Origin of the sequence: Nonomuraea antri, assembly GCF_013283785.1 — a bacterium.
Taxonomy (GTDB): Bacteria; Actinomycetota; Actinomycetes; order Streptosporangiales; family Streptosporangiaceae; genus Nonomuraea; species Nonomuraea antri.
This window is the reverse complement of the sequence record NZ_JABCPZ010000220.1, coordinates 1-17,908: the sequence shown is the minus strand read 5'-3', so window position 1 is coordinate 17,908 and position 17,908 is coordinate 1. Positions and strand designations below refer to the sequence as shown.

Annotated in this window: 16 protein-coding genes, 1 tRNA gene and 1 pseudogene; 11 read left to right on the top strand and 7 right to left on the bottom strand. The window is 72.8% G+C overall.

The window, feature by feature from the left end; all coding sequences use genetic code 11:
* The first annotated feature begins 391 nt into the window (after positions 1-391).
* Entirely contained in the window at positions 392-643 is a 252-nt protein-coding gene (locus tag HII36_RS44000; RefSeq protein ID WP_173529304.1) for a DUF7660 family protein, read from the top strand.
* 144 nt (positions 644-787) lie between these two features.
* Here the strand turns inward: HII36_RS44000 and HII36_RS43995 are convergent, their stop codons facing one another.
* Positions 788-1,300, bottom strand: a complete 513-nt coding sequence (locus tag HII36_RS43995; RefSeq protein ID WP_217370711.1) for an AAA family ATPase — start codon at positions 1,298-1,300, stop codon at positions 788-790.
* A 359-nt stretch (positions 1,301-1,659) separates the two neighbouring features.
* Here HII36_RS43995 and HII36_RS43990 point away from each other — a divergent pair, with 359 nt between their 5' ends.
* Both HII36_RS43990 and HII36_RS43985 read left to right on the top strand, forming a co-directional pair.
* Complete coding sequence (locus tag HII36_RS43990; protein WP_173529303.1) at positions 1,660-3,117, top strand: hypothetical protein; 1,458 nt, start codon at positions 1,660-1,662, stop codon at positions 3,115-3,117.
* Positions 3,118-3,134: 17 nt separating this feature from the next.
* Positions 3,135-3,208 (top strand) — tRNA-Leu (locus tag HII36_RS43985).
* A gap of 100 nt (positions 3,209-3,308) precedes the next feature.
* On the opposite strand, the gene HII36_RS43980 is transcribed toward HII36_RS43985, so the two are convergent.
* Positions 3,309-3,695, bottom strand: coding sequence for a hypothetical protein (locus HII36_RS43980; protein WP_173529302.1), 387 nt, complete (start codon positions 3,693-3,695; stop codon positions 3,309-3,311).
* Positions 3,692-4,231 carry a hypothetical protein gene (locus HII36_RS43975; RefSeq protein ID WP_173529301.1) on the bottom strand — a complete coding sequence of 180 codons (540 nt, stop codon included), beginning with the start codon at positions 4,229-4,231 and terminating at the stop codon, positions 3,692-3,694. Before HII36_RS43975 ends, HII36_RS43980 begins: the two co-directional genes overlap by 4 nt.
* Positions 4,232-4,535: 304 nt before the next feature.
* On the opposite strand from HII36_RS43975, the gene HII36_RS58960 reads away from it, so the two are divergent.
* Positions 4,536-8,507: an nSTAND1 domain-containing NTPase gene (locus tag HII36_RS58960; protein ID WP_173529300.1), complete on the top strand. Its 3,972-nt coding sequence runs from the start codon at positions 4,536-4,538 to the stop codon at positions 8,505-8,507.
* Between the two features lie 43 nt (positions 8,508-8,550).
* Here HII36_RS58960 and HII36_RS43965 read toward each other — a convergent pair whose 3' ends face one another.
* The gene (locus HII36_RS43965) at positions 8,551-9,075 is read right to left on the bottom strand and encodes a hypothetical protein (RefSeq protein WP_173529299.1); all 525 of its coding nucleotides are present in this window, start codon (positions 9,073-9,075) and stop codon (positions 8,551-8,553) included.
* A 261-nt stretch (positions 9,076-9,336) separates the two neighbouring features.
* Positions 9,337-9,936: a TetR/AcrR family transcriptional regulator gene (locus HII36_RS43960; protein WP_173529298.1), complete on the bottom strand. Its 600-nt coding sequence runs from the start codon at positions 9,934-9,936 to the stop codon at positions 9,337-9,339.
* 41 nt (positions 9,937-9,977) lie between these two features.
* Between HII36_RS43960 and HII36_RS43955 the strand changes: the two genes are divergently transcribed.
* On the top strand, positions 9,978-11,147 hold the full coding sequence (locus tag HII36_RS43955) for a macrolide family glycosyltransferase (RefSeq protein ID WP_173529297.1): 1,170 nt from the start codon (positions 9,978-9,980) through the stop codon (positions 11,145-11,147).
* A gap of 69 nt (positions 11,148-11,216) precedes the next feature.
* Here the strand turns inward: HII36_RS43955 and HII36_RS43950 are convergent, their stop codons facing one another.
* Both HII36_RS43950 and HII36_RS43945 read right to left on the bottom strand, forming a co-directional pair.
* A complete protein-coding gene (locus HII36_RS43950; protein ID WP_173529296.1) occupies positions 11,217-11,876 on the bottom strand; it encodes a response regulator in 660 nt (219 codons plus the stop codon).
* Entirely contained in the window at positions 11,873-13,120 is a 1,248-nt protein-coding gene (locus HII36_RS43945) for a sensor histidine kinase (protein ID WP_217370710.1), read from the bottom strand. Before HII36_RS43945 ends, HII36_RS43950 begins: the two co-directional genes overlap by 4 nt.
* 101 nt (positions 13,121-13,221) lie before the next feature.
* Between HII36_RS43945 and HII36_RS43940 the strand changes: the two genes are divergently transcribed.
* From HII36_RS43940 to HII36_RS43915, 6 genes and pseudogenes are all read left to right on the top strand, one after another.
* Positions 13,222-14,961 carry a hypothetical protein gene (locus HII36_RS43940; protein WP_173529295.1) on the top strand — a complete coding sequence of 580 codons (1,740 nt, stop codon included), beginning with the start codon at positions 13,222-13,224 and terminating at the stop codon, positions 14,959-14,961.
* Entirely contained in the window at positions 14,958-15,416 is a 459-nt protein-coding gene (locus HII36_RS43935) for a hypothetical protein (protein WP_173529294.1), read from the top strand. The genes HII36_RS43940 and HII36_RS43935 overlap by 4 nt, the downstream gene beginning before the upstream one ends.
* 33 nt (positions 15,417-15,449) lie before the next feature.
* The gene (locus tag HII36_RS43930; RefSeq protein ID WP_173529293.1) at positions 15,450-16,574 is read left to right on the top strand and encodes a hypothetical protein; all 1,125 of its coding nucleotides are present in this window, start codon (positions 15,450-15,452) and stop codon (positions 16,572-16,574) included.
* A gap of 4 nt (positions 16,575-16,578) precedes the next feature.
* On the top strand, positions 16,579-17,196 hold the full coding sequence (locus tag HII36_RS43925; protein ID WP_173529292.1) for a hypothetical protein: 618 nt from the start codon (positions 16,579-16,581) through the stop codon (positions 17,194-17,196).
* Positions 17,197-17,318: 122 nt separating this feature from the next.
* Positions 17,319-17,393, top strand: a pseudogene (locus tag HII36_RS59375) (hypothetical protein); the annotation flags it as partial.
* Between the two features lie 140 nt (positions 17,394-17,533).
* Positions 17,534-17,908, top strand: a 375-nt coding sequence (locus tag HII36_RS43915; RefSeq protein WP_173529291.1) for a hypothetical protein, incomplete at its 3' end; no start/stop codon positions are given.

The following is a 17,908-nucleotide window of genomic DNA, read 5'->3' as shown; positions in this document are numbered from 1 at the left end:
GAAATCTTCGAAGTCGTGTTACTACACTCGCGGCCCTTCGCGGCACCTCGAAGCTCACTACAGGCCATCTACCTGCAGATTCTCGCTGTCCACTCGCCATGTGTGACTACGAACTGCGGAACCCGGGTGAGAGGGCGGGGCGTCTTGCCATGTGGCAGATCCCCGGACGGGTGTGCCGCATCGACGGCTTCCTGGGCCGGGCCCCGCCGCCGACGCCCTGCTGCAGCGAGCCATCACGGCTGCCTGTGGCGCGGCATGGTCGAAGACAGCCTCGGGCCTTCGCGGACACCACCTCGCGGACCGGCCCATCTTCCCGCCTGCCTCGTCCCACCCGTAAGGCAGACGGGAAGATCGGGCGGGAGGACGTGCGGGTGTCTGGGATCATCCGAGCATGGCATCTCCACAGGAAGCGGACACGGTGCAGTCCCGAGAAGACCTCGTGCGCTACGTGAAGTCCCTCCACCAGGAGTTGATCAATGGCGCAGACTGGGAGAACCCCACGCTTGATCGCTATCTGGAAGCCCTCGCGGCCTGGATGGATTCCTCTCCCGGCTTCTACAGGAACATGGGTCAACCCGAGCCAGTCGATGCCACATGGTCGTTTCCGGCTCACGCCTTGGGCGCTGCAACGATCTACGAATAGGCGTGCCAAACCGGCGGTGACCTGCGCCGCAGCATTTCAGCCGATCATGGCAAGGCGTCTTTCCCCATGCTGCGAGCTCGCCCGCGCCGGCCCGCGGCACCCTGCGCCGGGCAGCGCCGATACCGGTGCCCGGCCGACACCCGGTCATCCACGTCGGCCCGCAGGCGGTTCGTCGAAAAGACCAAGCTCATCATCGTCGGGGGCCTGGAAGAACTTCACATACTCCTCAAGCAACTCGCGGCTGACCGGGACCGTCCCCGGCTCACCCGCCCCATTGCGGGCCTCGAGGCGGCGACACAGCTCATCGATCGGCGCGGCAAGGTAGTGCAGTTCGACGGGAACGCCGAGTGCGCGCGCTCTCAAACGCTTCTCATCGCGCTCAGACCGCGCCCAGAAGCCGAACTCCAAGATCACACTCTGGCCAAGCCTCAACAGGTCCTGGGCATGCATCGAGAACCGTCGCTCAAGCCGGTCTCGCGTTTGTTCATCGAACAGGTCGATGCCCAGATCCGCCATCCATTCGTCCGGGCACAGACGCACTGCTGGAATCTCTCGCGCCAGGCGCTTGGCCAGCGTCGTCTTCCCAGAGCCAGGCAGCCCGCACAGCAAGATCAGCCTGGGTTCGGGGCTCGCATTCATCAGGAACCTCCGCAGCACCGCAGCAACATCACCCCGGCATGCTCGCGCAACGGCCCCGGCCAACGGAAATGGTTTCCGCTTGGGCCGATCCCCCAGCCGGGTGGGGCCGAAACTCGTTCCCAAACGAGGGCCAAGATCGAAGGCGAAGGCTCGGTCATGGCCTCGCTGAACGGTCCCCGGACCTGGCGTTCGGGCTGCGAGTTTCCGTACAGGTTCCGGACGATGTCCGGACAGAAGCCGTCCGTCGGCATCCCTGTCTGGAGGGGACGTCCCGCACAGCCCCGTGATTCCTCGCCCGCTTCAGCCCTATTTGCGCAGGTTGGCGAGGTGAGTCGAGATCGTTTGATCCGCCCCTCGGCAACGACCGCCGCCTCATAATGGGAAATGTGACCAAATCTGATCACGAGGCGGGCGCGCTGGCGGAGTTGCACGCATCGCTGGATCAACGGCGGCGCCCTGAGGACATCGCCGAACTCATCTTGCGAGCCGATCTGGCCCTGGGATCGGAAGGGCACAGCCTGACAAGTCAGGAGCGCGCGCTGCTGGATCGGGCAGCGGCCCGCTCCGGCGCGCGGCGCGGGTACGCGACCTCGATGAGCGAGGACTTCGCCCGGCCCGTCGGCGGAGCGCGGCAAGTGGCGGCCACGGCGCGGTTGTTCGAGGTGCTCGATGAGGCGGACGTGGTGGACGGCGACCTGCCGGACGCGCTCATGGCGTTCGCCACGCGGGTGGGTGACGAGGTCGGCTGGGCCCCGGGCCGCAGCGATTTCCTTGACGATCGGCTGGATCGGGAGGAACGCGCGGCAGCCGGCATCGAAGTGTCGAAACGCCAGTACAACCGGCGATTTCGTGCGCTGCGCCGGCTGGAGGCCAAGGCGGGGACGCTGCGCCGGGAACAGGACAAGAGGCGTCTGACGCTGATCGGGCGGTCCGGGTTCGCGTCCTGGATCACGCTGGAGCGCTTTCGGAGCGATCCGGCGGCGGCGTACTTCGTCGCCTATTACGCGGCCCGCAGGAACGTGCGCCGCCAGTTCTCGCTGTCGGGCAGGGGGCACGCGTTCGACGAGATCGCTCAGATGTTGCTGCGGCGGTGCGGGGACGGCTCGGACTGGCCGATGATCTCGTGGGTGTACACGAACGCGCAGGTGCTGGCGCGGCTGACCGGCACCGAGCGAGGCCGGTTGCTCGGCATGTGGTCCACGGCCATGCGCGAATGCGCGGACCACCTGGAGGAGGTGTGGGAGCGCAGCGACTTCGACCGCGAGGACATGATCGTGTATCGCGGGGACGACTCCACCACCTGGAACCTTCTCGCTCAGGCGTACAACACCGCTCGGCTGTCGTGGCTGGAATGCCTGCTGGCGACCGGTGCGCTTCACCTGCTGGACGTGTCCTGCCCCGGCAAGGTGATGCGGCTGATGGCCTACGACCTGGTGCGCTGGCGTCGCAGCACCGGCTCGGACCTGGACCCTGACACTCGCGTATGGGCGCAGCTGCCTTTGCCATGGGAGGTGCTCAACGGAAGGGCCTCCTGCACCCGGCAACAGGTGGAGAAGGCTTGCGGGCGCGCCGGGATCGTCGCGAGCCAGCGCGGCTGGACCGCACCGCGGCCGAAGCGCAGCGTGCCACTCTTCGAGCTGACGCCCGAGCTCGTGCACGGGGTCGAGATCGCCGACCCCGTGTGGGCGTCGTTGCTGCGCAGCGCGGGGGCGTTCAGCGGCAAGCGCGTCAAGCCTGGGCGTGCCGCGGAGATCCGCCGCGCGTTCGAATCAGGTGTGGTGACCGGGGAGATGCCGGCTCATCCTGAACCCGGTGGCGGCCAAGGCGGCGGCTGACCATAATGATCAAAGGCTTCGCCGTAGCTCAGCGGTAGAGCGCCCGGCTCAGCATTCCGGGTGGACGCCGGTTCGAGCCCGGCCGGCGAAGCCGATTACGTTCGAACGAGCCGGCAGAGCCGCAAGCACGCATTCGCCTCGTTCATAGTGTCACCGGCTCCCCTCTGCCTGTCCGTAGAGCTTCCGCATCCTCACCGGCGAATGCGCCGCTCCCGCCGTACCAGGCGGGGCCGGCGTGGGCCCAGCCCGCCGGTGCCGCGGCGTGCCGATCCTGGAGCGGTTCGGCGCACGCGCGAGGTCGCGGTGGCGTAGGCAGCCGATGCTCTCCCGACTCGCACAGCCCACCGGCCTGTCCGGCTGCGCAACACCCGGCGACCGGCGATCGGCGAGGACGTCTTGGCGGCGGGCCAGACCCGCTGCGCTCCCGTCGCCAGCTCGCGCAGGCCGGCGCGGGCTCCGTCGGGATGCCGGTGCAGGAAGATGCCGAGCTTGAGGACGGCCCAGCCGAACAGCGCCAGGCTCAGCACGGCGATCAGTCCGCAGAGCGCGGCGATCGCGAAGACGATGAAAGTGATCACTGCGACGACTCCATGCGCCGCCTACCAGTGGTTATCGATGGATTCGCGGCGGCCCCGGAGGCCACGCCGAGCACCTGCGCGCCCTGCGCCACCGCAAGGGCCTGCGGTACCCAGATGGCCAAACGCATCTTCGGCACCACCAAGTGGGACCCGGCCACGCAGGGCGCGATCGCCTCAGTCTCAGCGGGTGTTTCGTAGATCGAGACGATCCGAAGTGCGAGACCAAACAGGCGATACGTCACGCACGCGACGATCGACCAGAGCGCCCAGACTTGGGCGAGGTAAGCCAACCGCCGGATGTCCGTCGGCTCCCAGCCGGGCGGCAGGCTTCTGATCAAGAGGCCGATCGAAACGATCCACGCCACGCCCGAGGCCACCATGAACCCGATCGAGACGATGGGGACAGGGTCCGAGAGCGGACCGCCTTGCAAGATCTGGAAGATCCAGTGGACCAGCACCGCGATGAGCAGCCAAGCCCCGTTCTGCCTGTATCGACCGGCTTCACGAGCTGCACCATGACCAACCGTCTCGACCACCTCCGTGGAACGGCTGGTAAGACCAGCTACTCGAAGGCATGGACCTTCATCATCTGATCCTTTGTCGCGGTAGTTGGCAAGCCCAGGCGAGGCGGAGAAAGCTACTGGTCCTGCCCGAAGGTTCCTAACGCCGCCCTTTCGACCAACGGCATGAGCGGCGGGTGCCGCGCGGCGGTGTGCAGCTCCTGCGAGCGAGACTGGCGTGGAAACGATCGCAAGACGGCTGTAACCAATGTGATCGGGCGGCGACATACAGGTGGCGCCGGTCGACGGCGCTTAGCCGCACGACCGTGGAGGAGGCCGTGTGTCCAAGCCCGCCGACGCCGATCCGGGCCGTCCTGATCCGGGCCGTCCTGATCCGGGCCGTCCTGATCCGGGCCGTCCTGATCCCGGCCCTTCCCAGGCGGAGCGCCCCGATCCGGACGGGATCGCCACCCGCCAGGAGTTCGCGCGCGAGCTCTCCTCCCTGCGCGAGCAGGCCGGCCTGACCGTACGGCAGGTGGCGGCCAAGGCCGGCGCGTACGGCTCGCACAGCACCCTCGGCGACTGGTTCGCGGGCCGCGGGCTGCCGTCCACGTCCTCGCGCGACCTGCTGGTGCGGGTGCTGGAGGTGTGCGGCGTGGCCGATCCGGCGGAGGCCGGCGCGTGGCTGGCCGCCTGGCGACGGGTGCGGCGGGCGCCCGGCCGCCGCGTCGCCGGTCCCGAGCCGTACCGGGGGCTGGCCGCCTTCCAGCCGGAGGACTCGGGCTGGTTCTTCGGGCGGCGCGCGCTGACCGGCCGGCTGCTGGAGCAGGTGGCCGGGATGCGGGCGGCGGGCGGAGGGGTGCGGCTGGTGGTGGGAGCCTCCGGGTCGGGCAAGTCCTCCCTGCTGCGGGCCGGCGTGGTCGCGGCCCTCCGCGACGGCGCCCTGCCCGGGTCGGCCCACTGGCCGGTGGTCGTGACCGTTCCCGGCGCGCGGCCGGTGGCCGAGCTGGCCGACCGGCTGGCGGCCCTGACCGGCGGGCCGGCGGCTGAGATCGCCGCAACCCTCCGCGAGGACCCTGGGGCCGCCGCCCGGTACGCCGCCCGCGCCGGAGCCGGGGACCGGCCGCCGGTGCTGGTGGTGGTGGACCAGTTCGAGGAGGTGTTCACCGAGTGCGCGGACGAGGCGGAGCGGCGCGCCTTCATCGCCGCCGTGGGCGCCGCGGCCACGCCGCCCGGTGGCGCGCTCGTGCTGCTGGGGCTGCGCGCCGACTTCTACGCGGCGGCGCTGCGGCATCCGGAGCTGGTCGCGCTCGCGCAGGACGGCCAGCTCGCCGTCGGCCCGATGGAAGAGGCCGAACTGCGCGAGGCCATCGTGGAGCCGGCCAGGCGTGCCGGCCTCGAGATCGAGGACGCCCTGGTCGAGCTGCTGCTGCGGCAGGTCGCCCCGTCCGGGGGCGTCGCCACGGACGACGGCGCGCACGAGGCCGGCGTGCTCCCGCTGCTGTCGCACGCCCTGTACACCACCTGGCGCCAGGGGCAAGGCCGGAGCATGACCGTGGCCGCCTACCACGCGGTGGGTGGCATCGAGGGCGCGGTGGCAGCCAGCGCGGACGCCGTCCACGACGGGCTCGGCGCCCGGCGCCGCGAGCTGGCCCGCCGCCTCTTCCTGCATCTGGTGCACGTCGCGCCCGACGCCGCCGACACCCGGCGCAGGGCCACCGTGGCCGAGCTGCTCGACGGCTGCGACGGCGAGGAGGCGGCCGAGATGGAGGAGGTCCTCGACCGGTTCGTCGCGCGGCGGCTCATCACCGCGGGCGCGGACACCGTCGAGATCAGCCACGAGGCCCTGCTGCGCGCCTGGCCGCTGCTGCGGTCCTGGGTGGATGCCGACCGCGCCGGGCTGGTCGTCGCGCGCCGGCTCACCGCCGACGCCGCGGCCTGGGCGCGCCTGCACCGCGATCCCGACGCGCTGTATCGCGGCGGGCGCCTCGTCGCGGCGCGGGAGTGGGCCGACGGCTACGGCGGGCGGCTACCGGCGGACGCGCGGGACTTCCTGGAGGCGAGCGTCCGCCAGTCCCGGCGGCGGACCCGCCGGTTGCACCAGGCCGTCGCCACGCTGGCAACCCTGCTGGTGCTGGCCCTGGTCGCGTCCGGGATGGCGGTACGCGCCCAGCGAGCCGCCACCGACGCCGAGCGCACCGCCACCTCCCAGCGCGACCAGGCGCTCTCGCGGAAGGCGGCGGCGGACGCGGGCGCGCTGCACACCGGCGATCCGGGCCTGGCCGCGCAGCTCGCCCTGGCCGCCTACCGGCTCTCCCCCACCGCCGACGCCGAGGGCGGCCTGCTCAGCGCGGTGGCCGGGATGCCGGCGACCCTGCTGACCGGCCACGAGAACGCCGTCTACGGGGCGGCGTTCCAGCCCGGCGGGGGCCTGCTGGCCACGGCGAGCACCGATGGCACCACGCGCCTGTGGGACGTGCGCCGCCCGCAGCGCCCGCAGGGGCTGGCGGTCCTGCGCGGCCACGTCGGGCCGGCGCTGGCGGTGGCGTTCGCGCCGGGCGGGCGCGTCCTGGCCACGGCAGGTGACGATCGCACGGTCCGGCTGTGGGAGGTGAGCGACCCGCGCGCGCCGCGCACGCTGGCCGTGCTGCCCGGCCACACCCAGGGCATCCGGTACGTGTCGTTCAGCCCGGACGGCCGCACCCTGGCGTCGGCGGGCCATGACGGCGTCCCGCGATTGTGGGACGTGTCCGACCCCTTACGCGCGCGCCTGGCCGCCGAGCTGCCCGTCGAGCCCGGCTCGATGACCACGGCGTCCTTGGCCCCCACCGCGGACGTCCTGGTCAGCGCCGGGCCCGGCGGGGCCGCGCGCCTGTGGGACGTCGCCGATCCGCGTCGCCCCCGCCGCCTGGCCGACCTCGAGGGCCACACCGCCACGATCCTGGCCGCCCGGTTCAGCCCGGACGGACGCACCCTCGCCACCGCCGGCTTCGACAACACGGTACGGCTGTGGGACGTCGGCCGCCCCCGGAAGCCGGAGCCGATCGGCACCCGCACCGGGCACACCAACGGCGTCGCGGCGCTGGCGTTCGGCCCGGACGGCCGGCGACTCGCCAGCGGCGGCTACGACATGACCGTCCGGCTGTGGGACCTCCAGCGGCCGGCGAGCGTCCCGCTGACCCTGACCGGGCATGCCGAGACGGTCCTCGCCGCGGAGTTCCGGCCCGGCGGCGAGACGCTCGCCACCACCTCCAAGGACGGAAGCGTCCGGCTGTGGGACCTGCGGGCGCCGCTGATCGGCGGGCAGGACGGCACCGTCTACACGGTCGCCGTCAGCCCCGACGGCCGCACCCTGGTCACGGGCGCGGACCGGACGGCGCGGCTGTGGAGCCTCGTCCCGGGACGCCCGCCCGCGCCGGGGACCGTCCTGACCGGACACACCGACGGCATCGTGGGGGCGGTGTGGCGGCCGGACGGCGAGGTGCTCGCCACCGCCGGCCTCGACTTCACCGTCCGGCTGTGGCGGGCCCGCGCGGGCGGGAAGGACGGCCCGCTGGCCACCATCGAGGCCCACACCGACAACGTGTACTCGGCCGCCTTCGACCCGTCCGGACGGATCCTGGTCACCGTGGGCGCCGACCGTACGCTGCGCACCTGGGACGTCGCCGACCCGCGCCACCCGAGGCCGCTGGCGACGGTCACCGGGCACGGCGACACGGTCCTCGCGGTGGCCTTCTCCTCCGACGGCCGCACCCTGGCCACCGGCGGCGCTGACCGCACCGTCCGGCTGTGGGACGTCACCGACCCCCGCCACCCGGCCGTCACTGCCACGCTGACCGGCCACCGCAACGCCGTCAACGACGTGGCGTTCGGCCCGGACGGCCGCCGGCTGGCCTCGGCGGGCGCGGACGGCGTGGTCCTGCTGCACGACCTCGCCGCCCGGCCTGCCCGGCCGCCCGTGCCGCTGACCGGCCACACCAGCGCCGTCGCGGCCGTGGCCTTCCACCCGGAGGGCCGCCGGCTGGCCTCGGCCGGCTTCGACGGCACCGTGCACCTGTGGGACCTCACGCGGGCCGGCCGGCCGGACGCCGCCGTCACGCTGCGCGGCCACACCGGCCAGGTGTACGCCGCCGCGTTCAGCCCGGACGGCCGCACGCTGGTCACCGGCGGCGTGGACGCGGCCGTCCGGCTCTGGGAGACCGACATCGGCCGTGCCGCCGGGCGGGCCTGCGCGCTCGCCTATCCAGTGATCAGCGCGGCGGAGTGGGCCCGCCGCCTGCCCGGGCTGCCCTACCGTCCCCCGTGCCCGTGACCGGGGCGCACCGGGGTCACGTCCCGGGGCTTCCCCGCCCGGCTCAGGGCTCGACGACGCCGACGGCGAACGCGTAGTCGTCCAGAACGAACTGGCTGATGCCCGAGATGCGCAGGGCCTGCACCCGCACCGTGTAGCTGCCGGGGGCCAGGGAGGGGGAGAACCGTTCGAGTGCGCGCGCCTCCTCGGCGCCGTCGGGGGTGTCGAACTTGTAGTCGGTGCTCGCGACCGGTTGCAGCTCGATGGTCGTCCCGGCGGAGTTGACCGCGACGATGCGCACCGAACACCAGGCGCCGGCCGCGCCGACGCAGAGCGACTCGGCGGTGAAGCGGGCGTCGACGAACCGGGTCGTCCCCGCGGGCACGGTGATGTTGACGGCCGCCGTCGGGATGTTCCCCCAGGCGCCGATGGTCTGGGCGGTCCAGGGGCTGCTCTCGCCGGCGAAGTGCTGCACGCTGGTGTGCGTGCCCGACTGGGAGCTGGACACGGCCTGGGCCGCCGTGACCGTCAGGGCGAGAACTCCGGACAGCGCCGCCGCGGCGGACACGATCTTGACGAGTCTGGGCAACGGGTTCCCCTCTCTGGTGGCGCGAAGCCCTGCGCTCCGCGACGGGTGGTTGCCGGAACCACGCTGACGAGAACCCGGGGGCCGATGAAGCCCTGGCGGCATCATCCGTACAAGCCCGTACAGGATCCAACGGCGCGTCGGCCGGGAGGCCGGGATCAACTCCGCGACGCTCAACCCCCCTGACCGCGTACGTCACGACGGGGAGGTGCCGGTGAGGTAGGCGTACAGGGCGCGTGCGTGCGTGTACACACCGGCGAGGAACTACGGTGTCGCCAGGCGGTCCAGGTGGTAGCGGACGGTGGCCAGGGCCTCGTCCGGGTCGCGTACGCCGAAGAGGATGTCGGAGGCGAGCCCTTCGATCATGGCGAGCAGTGCGATCGACTCCCGCCCGGAGTCCAGGCCGGGCCGCAGCTCACCGTCCCGCTGCCCCTGGTCGATCAGCTCGGCCACCCGGTCGTGCAGCCATCGGTGGCCTGCGCGCAGCGGGTCCGCCAGCTCGGGAACATCCGTGACCTTGGTGCCGAAGGCCTGCCCGGCCCGCCGCTCGGCCCGGCGGCGGTCGTCCAGCGGCAACATCTCCGAGGCCATGACCCCGAGGAAGGCCGGCACGGAGATCTGCCCGTCGAGTTCGCCGATGCGGGCCATGATCCGCGCGGTGACCTGCTCGCCCAGGTAGCCGACCACGTAGCGGAGCATCTCGCCCTTGCTGCCGAAGTAGTGCTGCACGGAGCCGAGCGAGACCCCGGCCTCGATGGCCACGTCGCGCAGCGTGGCGCGAGTGAGCCCGTCGCGGCCCGCGATGCGCAGCACGGCCTCGGCGATGTGCCGGCGGCGCTCCTCATGGTCGACCTTTTTCGGCATGCCAACCCCTATATCATACCCCCGTATTATAATACACAGGTATGGCAACCGTCGCGTTCTTCGCCCCACACGGATCCGGGCACGTCAACCCCACGCTCGGCCTCGCCGCCGAGCTCGTACGGCGCGGCCACCGCGTCACGTACGCCACCACGGCGATGTTCGCCGAGCCCGTCGCCGAGACCGGCGCGGAGGTCGTGCCGATCACCTCCACCTGGGACGGGCTCGACATCAAGCCGCCGCAGATGCACGGCAAGGAGCTCATCGGGGCCATGGGCCTGCTGCTGAAGGAGACCAAGGCGATGCTCTCGCAGCTCGACCGGGGCGAGCGCCCCGACCTGGTGGTCCACGACGGGCCGCTGTGCTGGTGGGGCCGGATCCTGGCGGGGCGCTGGCGGGTCCCGTCCGTGGAGGTCTGGCCGAACCTGGTCAGCAACGCGCATTGGTCGATGAGCACCGAGTACGCCACCTTGAACCCCTGGAGCCCCCGTTTCCTGCTCATGGTCGTCCGGCTCGGCCGATGGCTGCGGACGGAGGGGTTCCGCGACGTGCAGGCGTTCACGCGGGGCGACACGGCCGCAGTCAGGCTCGTCACGCTGCCCCGCGCCTTCCAGTACGCCGGCGAGACCTTCACGGACCGGTACGCGTTCGTCGGCCCGGGCCTCACGGAGCGCTCCTATCAGGGCGCATGGGAGCCGCCAGGCGAGCTGCCCGTCGCGCTGGTCTCGCTCGGCACCGCCTACAACGACCGGCCCGGCTTCTACCGCACGGTGCTGCGCGCAGTGGCGGACCGGCGGTGGCACGTCGTGCTGGCCATGGGCGAGGTGGACCCGGGGACGCTGGGCCCGATTCCGCCCAACGTGGAGGTGCACCGGCAGGTGCCGCAGCTGGCGGTGCTGCGGCACGCGCGGGCGTTCGTCACCCATGCCGGGATGGGCAGCACGATGGAGGGCCTGTCCTTCGGGGTGCCGCTGGTGGCGGTGCCGCAGATGGCCGAGCAGCGGGCCAACGCCGACCGCATCGCCGAGCTGGGCCTTGGCACCGTGCTGGCGCCCGACGAGGTCACCGCAGCTGGATTATGGCAGGCGGTGGAGGCTGTGGCCGGGGACGAGCGTGTCCGCGAGCGGCTGACATGGATGCGGAACGAGATCGCGGCCGCGGGCGGGGCGCCCACGGCGGCCGACGAAGTGGAGAAAGTCCTCGGCCATCGGTGACGCAGGCCCGTAGAACGTTTGGCACCGCCGATCGGCTGATCAGGTCTGGCCGGTCGGCCGTGATGGAGGTCAGGGGCCCCGGCCGACGAGGCCGTTGAGGTGGGCGTAGGCGACCGCGTGCACCCGGTCCCGCAGATTCAGCTTGGTCAAGATGCGCGACACGTGCGTCTTGACGGTCTCATCGCCGATCCCGAGACGGGCGGCGATCTCGGCGTTGCTGTACGCCCCGGCGAGCAGCAGCAGGACCTCGCGTTCCCGCGCGGTGAGCAGGTCCAGGTCGGCCGGGGGCGGCGGAGGGGCGATGCCGTCGGCCAGCCGGGCGCTGAGGCGGCGCGTCACCGAGGGGTCTATGAGGGCGTCGCCGCGGGCGGCCACCCGGACGGCCGCGACCAGTTCCTCCGGCGGGAGGCTCTTCAGCAGGAATCCGCTGGCTCCCGCCCGGAGGGCGCGGTGGACGTAGGTGTCGTGGTCGTAGGTGGTCAGCAGGATGACCTTGGTGACGTTGGCCGGGCTCGCGAGGATCTCCTCCGTGGCACGCAGGCCGTCGAGCCTGGGCATGCGGACGTCGATGATCGCGACGTCGGGACGGAGCCGGAGCACCTCGCTCACCGCGGCCCGGCCGTCCGACGCCTCGCCCACACAGGCGAGGTCGGGCTCGGTGCCCAGGACGGCACGCAGCCCGGAGCGGAACATGGCATGGTCGTCGGCGATCAGGACGCGCAAGGTCATGACGGGCTCACGGGGAACGTCGCGGTGGTGGTCCAGGTCCTGCCGTCGGGTGCGGGTCCGTAGCTGGTGGAACCGGAGAACACGGCGGCACGGCGGCGGATCCCCTGCAGCCCCCGGTGCGGCGAGTCGGGCCAGGCGGGCGCCTGCCCGCCGAGCAGGTTGGACGTCGTCACGGTCAGACTGCGGGGATCGTGGCGCAGCTCGACCTCCGCGACACCGCCGGCGCCGTGCCGCAGGGCGTTGGTGAGCATCTCCTGCACCACCCGGTACACCGCGATGTCCAGCGAGCCCGGCAGCGGTGCCGGGACCCCGTGGACGGTCACCCGCGCCCGCAGGCCGACGGCCCGCAGGGAGTCGAGGAGTTCGGGCAGGTTGTCCAGCCCGGGCTGGCTGTCCTCCCCCGGCGGGTCGCCGTGCAGGACGTCCAGCAGCCGCCGCAGGTCGAGCATCGCCGCCCGGCTGGACGTCTCCACGGCGGTCAGCGACTCCGCCAGGTCGCCGGCGCCCGGCGCCGCCGCGGCACGCAACCTGGCCACCCCGGCGTGCACACCGATGGCGCTGACGTGGTGGGAGATCACGTCGTGCAGGTCGCGGGCGATGCCAGCGCGCTCCTGCGCGATGGCCGCGGCCAGGGACTGCCGCGCCTGCTCCTGTTCCCGCTCGGCGCGCTGTTCCAGCTCGGCGATGTAGGCGCGCCGGGCGGTGGTGTACCGGCCGACGAGCCAGGGCAGGAGCGCACCGGCCATGGGTGCGAGCAGGAGGAGCCCCGACGGGAATCTCGCCTGGCCGAGTATCGGGCTCGCGAGGGTCCCCGCGACCAGGAAGAGCAGGGACGCCACGGCCGGCCACCGGTCCAGCCAGGCGCCCGCCCGGTAGGCGGAGATGAGCATGCCCGCGCTGTTCAGCGCGGGCGGCGGCACGGCCTCGGGACATGACAACGTGCCCACCACCCGGACCGCCGCCTGGGCGGCGGCCACCACGCCCGACAGCCGGGGCGCGCCGGCCAGGCCGGCGTCCACCACGATGACGGCCGCCAGCATGGCCCACCGCCATCCCGCCGGGAACGCGGGGGAACCGGTGGAGTGGGTGAAGGTGAAGGCGTCCACCAGCACGGTGACCGCGGCGATCAGGATCGCCTGACGGGTCAGCGGCCTGTTGACGTCACGGATGTGGACGGACCCGGCACCGGGCCCGGCACGTCCTTCCCTGTCGGGCACCGGCACCCCCTCGTCGACGACCTCCATGATGCCCGGTCGGCGGCGTGACCGAGTCCCCCGACCGGGGGACCCGCGTCCCCTGGCGCCGTGACGACAGCGGCGGGCGGGCTTCCTAGGCTGCCCGCACGATGAACGACTCCGCCGCTCCGACCAGGGAGCACGACAGGTTCGCCGGCCCGGCTCCCCGCCTCCGGCCAGGGAAGCCCGCCCGGCCCGGCCGGTCGCTCCGGCGCCGCCTCGGCGCCGCGCTGACCGCCGCGCTGACGCCCGTACTGACGTTCGCGTTGACGTTCGTGGCCCTGATGCTCGTCACCAGCCCGCGGGCCGGGGCGGACTCCACCGGCGGCGGCGACGTGCAGGTGGCCCAGACGCTCGGCGAGCGGGAGCTGACCGTCGTCCTGCGACGCGTCACCGGGGTGCCCGGGCCGTTGCACGTGGACGTGTTCACCCACGCCGGCACACCCGCGGGCGCGCTCGGCCTGGCGGTGGTGCCCACCGGGGTCTCCGCCTCCGCGTCCGCGGCCGCGGCGTCCGGCACGGTCGTCGACACCGCCGTGATCACGCTGGGGAGCCGTCCGGGAACCTACTCCGCGGTGCTGGACGTCACCCAGGCCGGCCCATGGGAGTTGTCGCTCGACGACGGGCAGCGGATCGCGACGATTCCGTTCATCGTGCCGAAGCAGATCACCTCGCCCGCGGAGAGCGCGGCCTACCTGGGTTTCTCCGGCGCCGGGGCGCTCATCCTCGCCACCGTCCTGGTCGCCGTCCGGGCGCGGCGCGGCTGGTGGACACTGGTGCCCGGCGGTGCGCTCGTGGCCTGCCTGACCGTGGCGGTCACCGGGGCGCTGCTGTCGTCCGGGCTGCCGCTGCCGCCGTCGCAGGGCGGCCAGGTGGACGCCACGATCGACGGCGTCAACGATCCCTACGCCGCCGCCGGGCCGCTGACCGGCGACTACTCGCGTCCGCCCGCCACTTTGGTGCTGGAGTCCGCCACGGACCGGGCGGGTGAGGTCGCCGAGCTGCGGCTGAAACCGTCGGACGCCGCCACCGGCCTGCCCCTGGACGACGTCATCGTCCACGACGGCGCGCTGATGCACCTGCTGGCCGTCGGCCCGTCCGGGCGGTTGTGGCACCTGCATCCCGTGCGGACCGGGCCCGGCGTGTTCGAGGTCTCCCTGCCCCTGCCCGAGGCGGGCCATTACGCGGTCTCCGCCGAGTTCGCCCGCCGGGGCGGCGGCGTCCAGCAGCTGCGCTCCGCCACCGGCATCGACGCGGTGCCCGGCTCCGGCGCGCGGCCCGCCCGTGACGACGCTCCGGCGCCGGCCGGGACCGGTTCACGGACCGTGGCCGGGGTCGAGGTGCGGCTGTCCGCCCCGTCGCTGGTGGCGGGCCGGGCCGCGGTTTTGACCGCCCGCGTCGGCGACACGCCGACCCTGCAGCCCTGGCTCGGCATGGTCGGCCACCTGATCGTCGTCGGTCCGCTCTCGCCGACGGCGGCGGTGGGGGCGGAGACGCAGCGGGCCCAGCTGTGGGCCCATGCCCACGCCATGGGCGCGATGCCGGACGGCGCTCACCGGGCGGGCGGCACGCCGGAGACGCCGCACCGGGGGACGCACTCGTCGCCGGCATCGTCGGCCCCCTCCTCTTCCGCGAATTCCGCGAAGCCGGCTGCGATGGGCGGGCTGACCTCCGGCAACGGCGAGAGCATCGCCGATGAGAGCGTCGCCGCCTTCGGCCCCGACGTCGCCTTCGTCTACACCTTCCCGGCCGCCGGTCATTACCGGGTGTGGCTCCAGGCTCAGCGGGACAGCACGATCCTGACCGTCCCCTACCTGCTCCACGTCACCGGCGCGGAGAAGATCCCGTGAGCCCGTCCGGTCAGCGGTTCCTGGTGGCCGCGGTGCTCGGGGCGGCGGTCCTGCTCACCGCGCTGTCGGTGCGCGCCCTGTGGGCGCCGTGGTCGAGCGACACGCGGCCAGCCGCCGGCTCCGCCCCGCCGGGCGCGGTGACCCTCACCGGCGGCACCGCCCGCCACGTGGTGACCCTGACGGTCGCCGCGCCCGTCACCGGAGTCACCGCAGTCGACGTCCGGGTCGTGCCGCGTGACGCGGTCGTCCGGCCGGCACCGGTCGTCACGGTCTCCGCCGTGCTGCCCACCGCGGGCCACGCGGTGCCCGACCTGCCCGCCGCACGCGTCTCCGGCGACGGCTACCACGTGGCCGGCCTTGCGCTGATGATGCCCGGCCGGTGGGAGTTCCTCGTCGCCGTGGACGGCGGCGGCCGTCGTGACCGGCTCGTCTTCCCGCTCACGGTCTCCTCTTAGACGCACCCGTCCCCTCCGAGAAAGGCATGCCCGATGGATCCTGTTCCCGTGTCCGCGCCGGTCGGCGCGTACGCCGTACTGGCCGGGACGCTGATGTCCACGGCGGGCCTCAGCTGGGATGTGCAGTGGCATCTCGACGTCGGCCCGGACACCTTCTTCACCCTGCCCCACCTGATCCTGTACTCCGGCAGCGCCATCGCCGGCATCGCCGGCCTGGTGATGGTGCTGCGCGCCACCTTCGCCCAGCGGGCCGGGCACCCCGCCGACCCCGCCGTAGGCGGCAGTCCGGTCCGGGTTCTCGGCGGCACGTTCACCGCGCCCCTGGGATACCTCGTCGCCGGGACCGGCGGCGCGTCGTTCCTGCTCTACGGCCTGCTCGACCTGTGGTGGCACTCCCTGTACGGCTTCGACGCCGTCCTGGACTCCCCGCCGCACGTCGCCCTGTTCATCTCGATCAGCCTGACCATGGTCGGCAGCGTCATCGTGTTCGCCGCCGCCCGCGCGCATCGCTGGGGACGGGTCGGGCTCATCGTCAGCATCCCCGTGCTGATCACCTTCACCCCGATCACCACCTCCGCCTTCCGGGGAATGCCACTCCCCCTCGACCCGAAGCTCGCGGGCACCGTCTTCTTCGCCGTCTGTTTCGTGCTCATGGGAGCGATCACGCTGCGGCACCGGCACGTGGCCCTGTCCATCGCGGTCGTCCTCGGCGCCATGCAGCTGTTCCTCTGGTGGTTCTCGCCGTGGGCGGCGAGAACCTACGCCGCCCACGTCGGGCTGCCGCTGCGCGACAACCTCACGGACATGGCGCCTCAGCTTCCGGCCGGCATACCGATGTTCATGCTCGCCGCGGCCCTGGTGATCGAGGGGCTGCTCCGGCTGGGGCGGGCGCGGAACTGGTCGGCCCGCCGGCTGCCGCAGCTCGTCGGCGCCGCCGGCGGCGTGACGGTGAGCCTGTCCATGCTCGTGCAGACGTCGATGCTGCGCGCGGGGGCGGGGCGAGGGCCGATGGGCCGGGCCCCCACCTCGGTGACCACGGTGCTGGCCGACGTGGTGCTCGGGCTGGCGGTCGGCGCCCTGGCCGGTTACCTCGCCGCCCGCTTCGCCGTCCTGCTGCGTCTCAACACTCCGACCGCCGCCGACCAGGAAGGCCGATGACCGGATGAACGTCCGAACGTATCCGCTGCCGCGACCGGCCCGTGCCACGCGCCGCGCCCGTCGCCTGCTCCTCGCCCTGTGCGTCGTGGCGGCCGTGATCCCGGTCTCGGCCCCGTCCGCCCGGGCTCACGTGCCGGTGGCGCCCGAGCAGGCGTACGCGCCGGTCGAGGTGGTGCACACCGAGCAGGTGCAGGCCGGCCCGTACCACCTGACCGTGGGCTTCTCCACGTGGCCGCTGCGCGCCATGCAGTCGCTGGACTTCACCTTCGCCCCCGACGGCGGACTGACCGGCAAATCCGGCACGCTCAGCGTGACCGGCCCCGGCAGAGAGGGGGGCGGGGCGGCCCCGCTGTCTCGCCATCCGCGCAAACGGGACGTCTGGGGCCTGGACATCCAGTCGCTGTCCACGGCCGGGAAATGGAGCTTCACCTTCGTCGTCGACGGCCCCCGGGGACGGGGAACAGGCACGCTCGGCAACGTCACGGTCCTCGATCAACCCGGCCCGCCACTGGCGCTGAGCTGGGCCCTTTGCACCCTGCCGGTCCTCGGACTGGTCGCCTTCCTGACCGTCGCGTGGCGACGCAATCGTCCCTCCCGCCACCTCGTGACGATGGGCGTCTGAGGCTGGGCGGGCTCCCTCCGTGATCCGCCCTGGTGCGCGGCATGACCGTCCCTCGCCCGGGTTGCTCGCCGTACCCGTCCTGATCATCGCGATTCCACTTCCGGCCCGCGCCGAGATCCGTCGTCCGGCGCGGCCTGGTCGGCGGGCAGGAGGACATGATCGTCGATGTCGCCCTGGACCTGCTGCACGCGCGATGAACCCGGCGCGGCGGACGCCTCAATAGTCACTCCGGTTTACTTAAATCTCACTTAAATGTCCCAAATTTGGTGACAAAGAGGTAACGGGTCGACAGACTGTGGAGCCATCCAACGTCGACTCGACCGGAGGAACCCCCCTCATGCGCAGACCCCTTGGGGTGCTCGCGGGCCTCGTGAGCCTGGCGGCGCTCGGCGCCCCGCTCACGCCGGCCAACGCGGCGACGGTGCAGCAGGCGCAGTGCCGCCTGATCGTGGGCAAGCCGTACGTCACCGCCGCCAACAAGATCCAGGCCACCGCCGGGCTGCGCGGATGCGAGGCCGGCACGCCGCTGCAGGTGCGGATCAAGCGCGCCCAGCGCGGTCCCGACCCGGTGGTCGTGCGCAGCGGCAGCGGCACCCGCGCCACGCCCGGCCAGCGGATCACCGTCGCGCTCCCCTGCGCCCCCGGCCTCTACTACGCCGAGGCGAGCGACCAGCGCGGCAACACCCGGCGTTCCCGGCCGGTCCGCCTGACC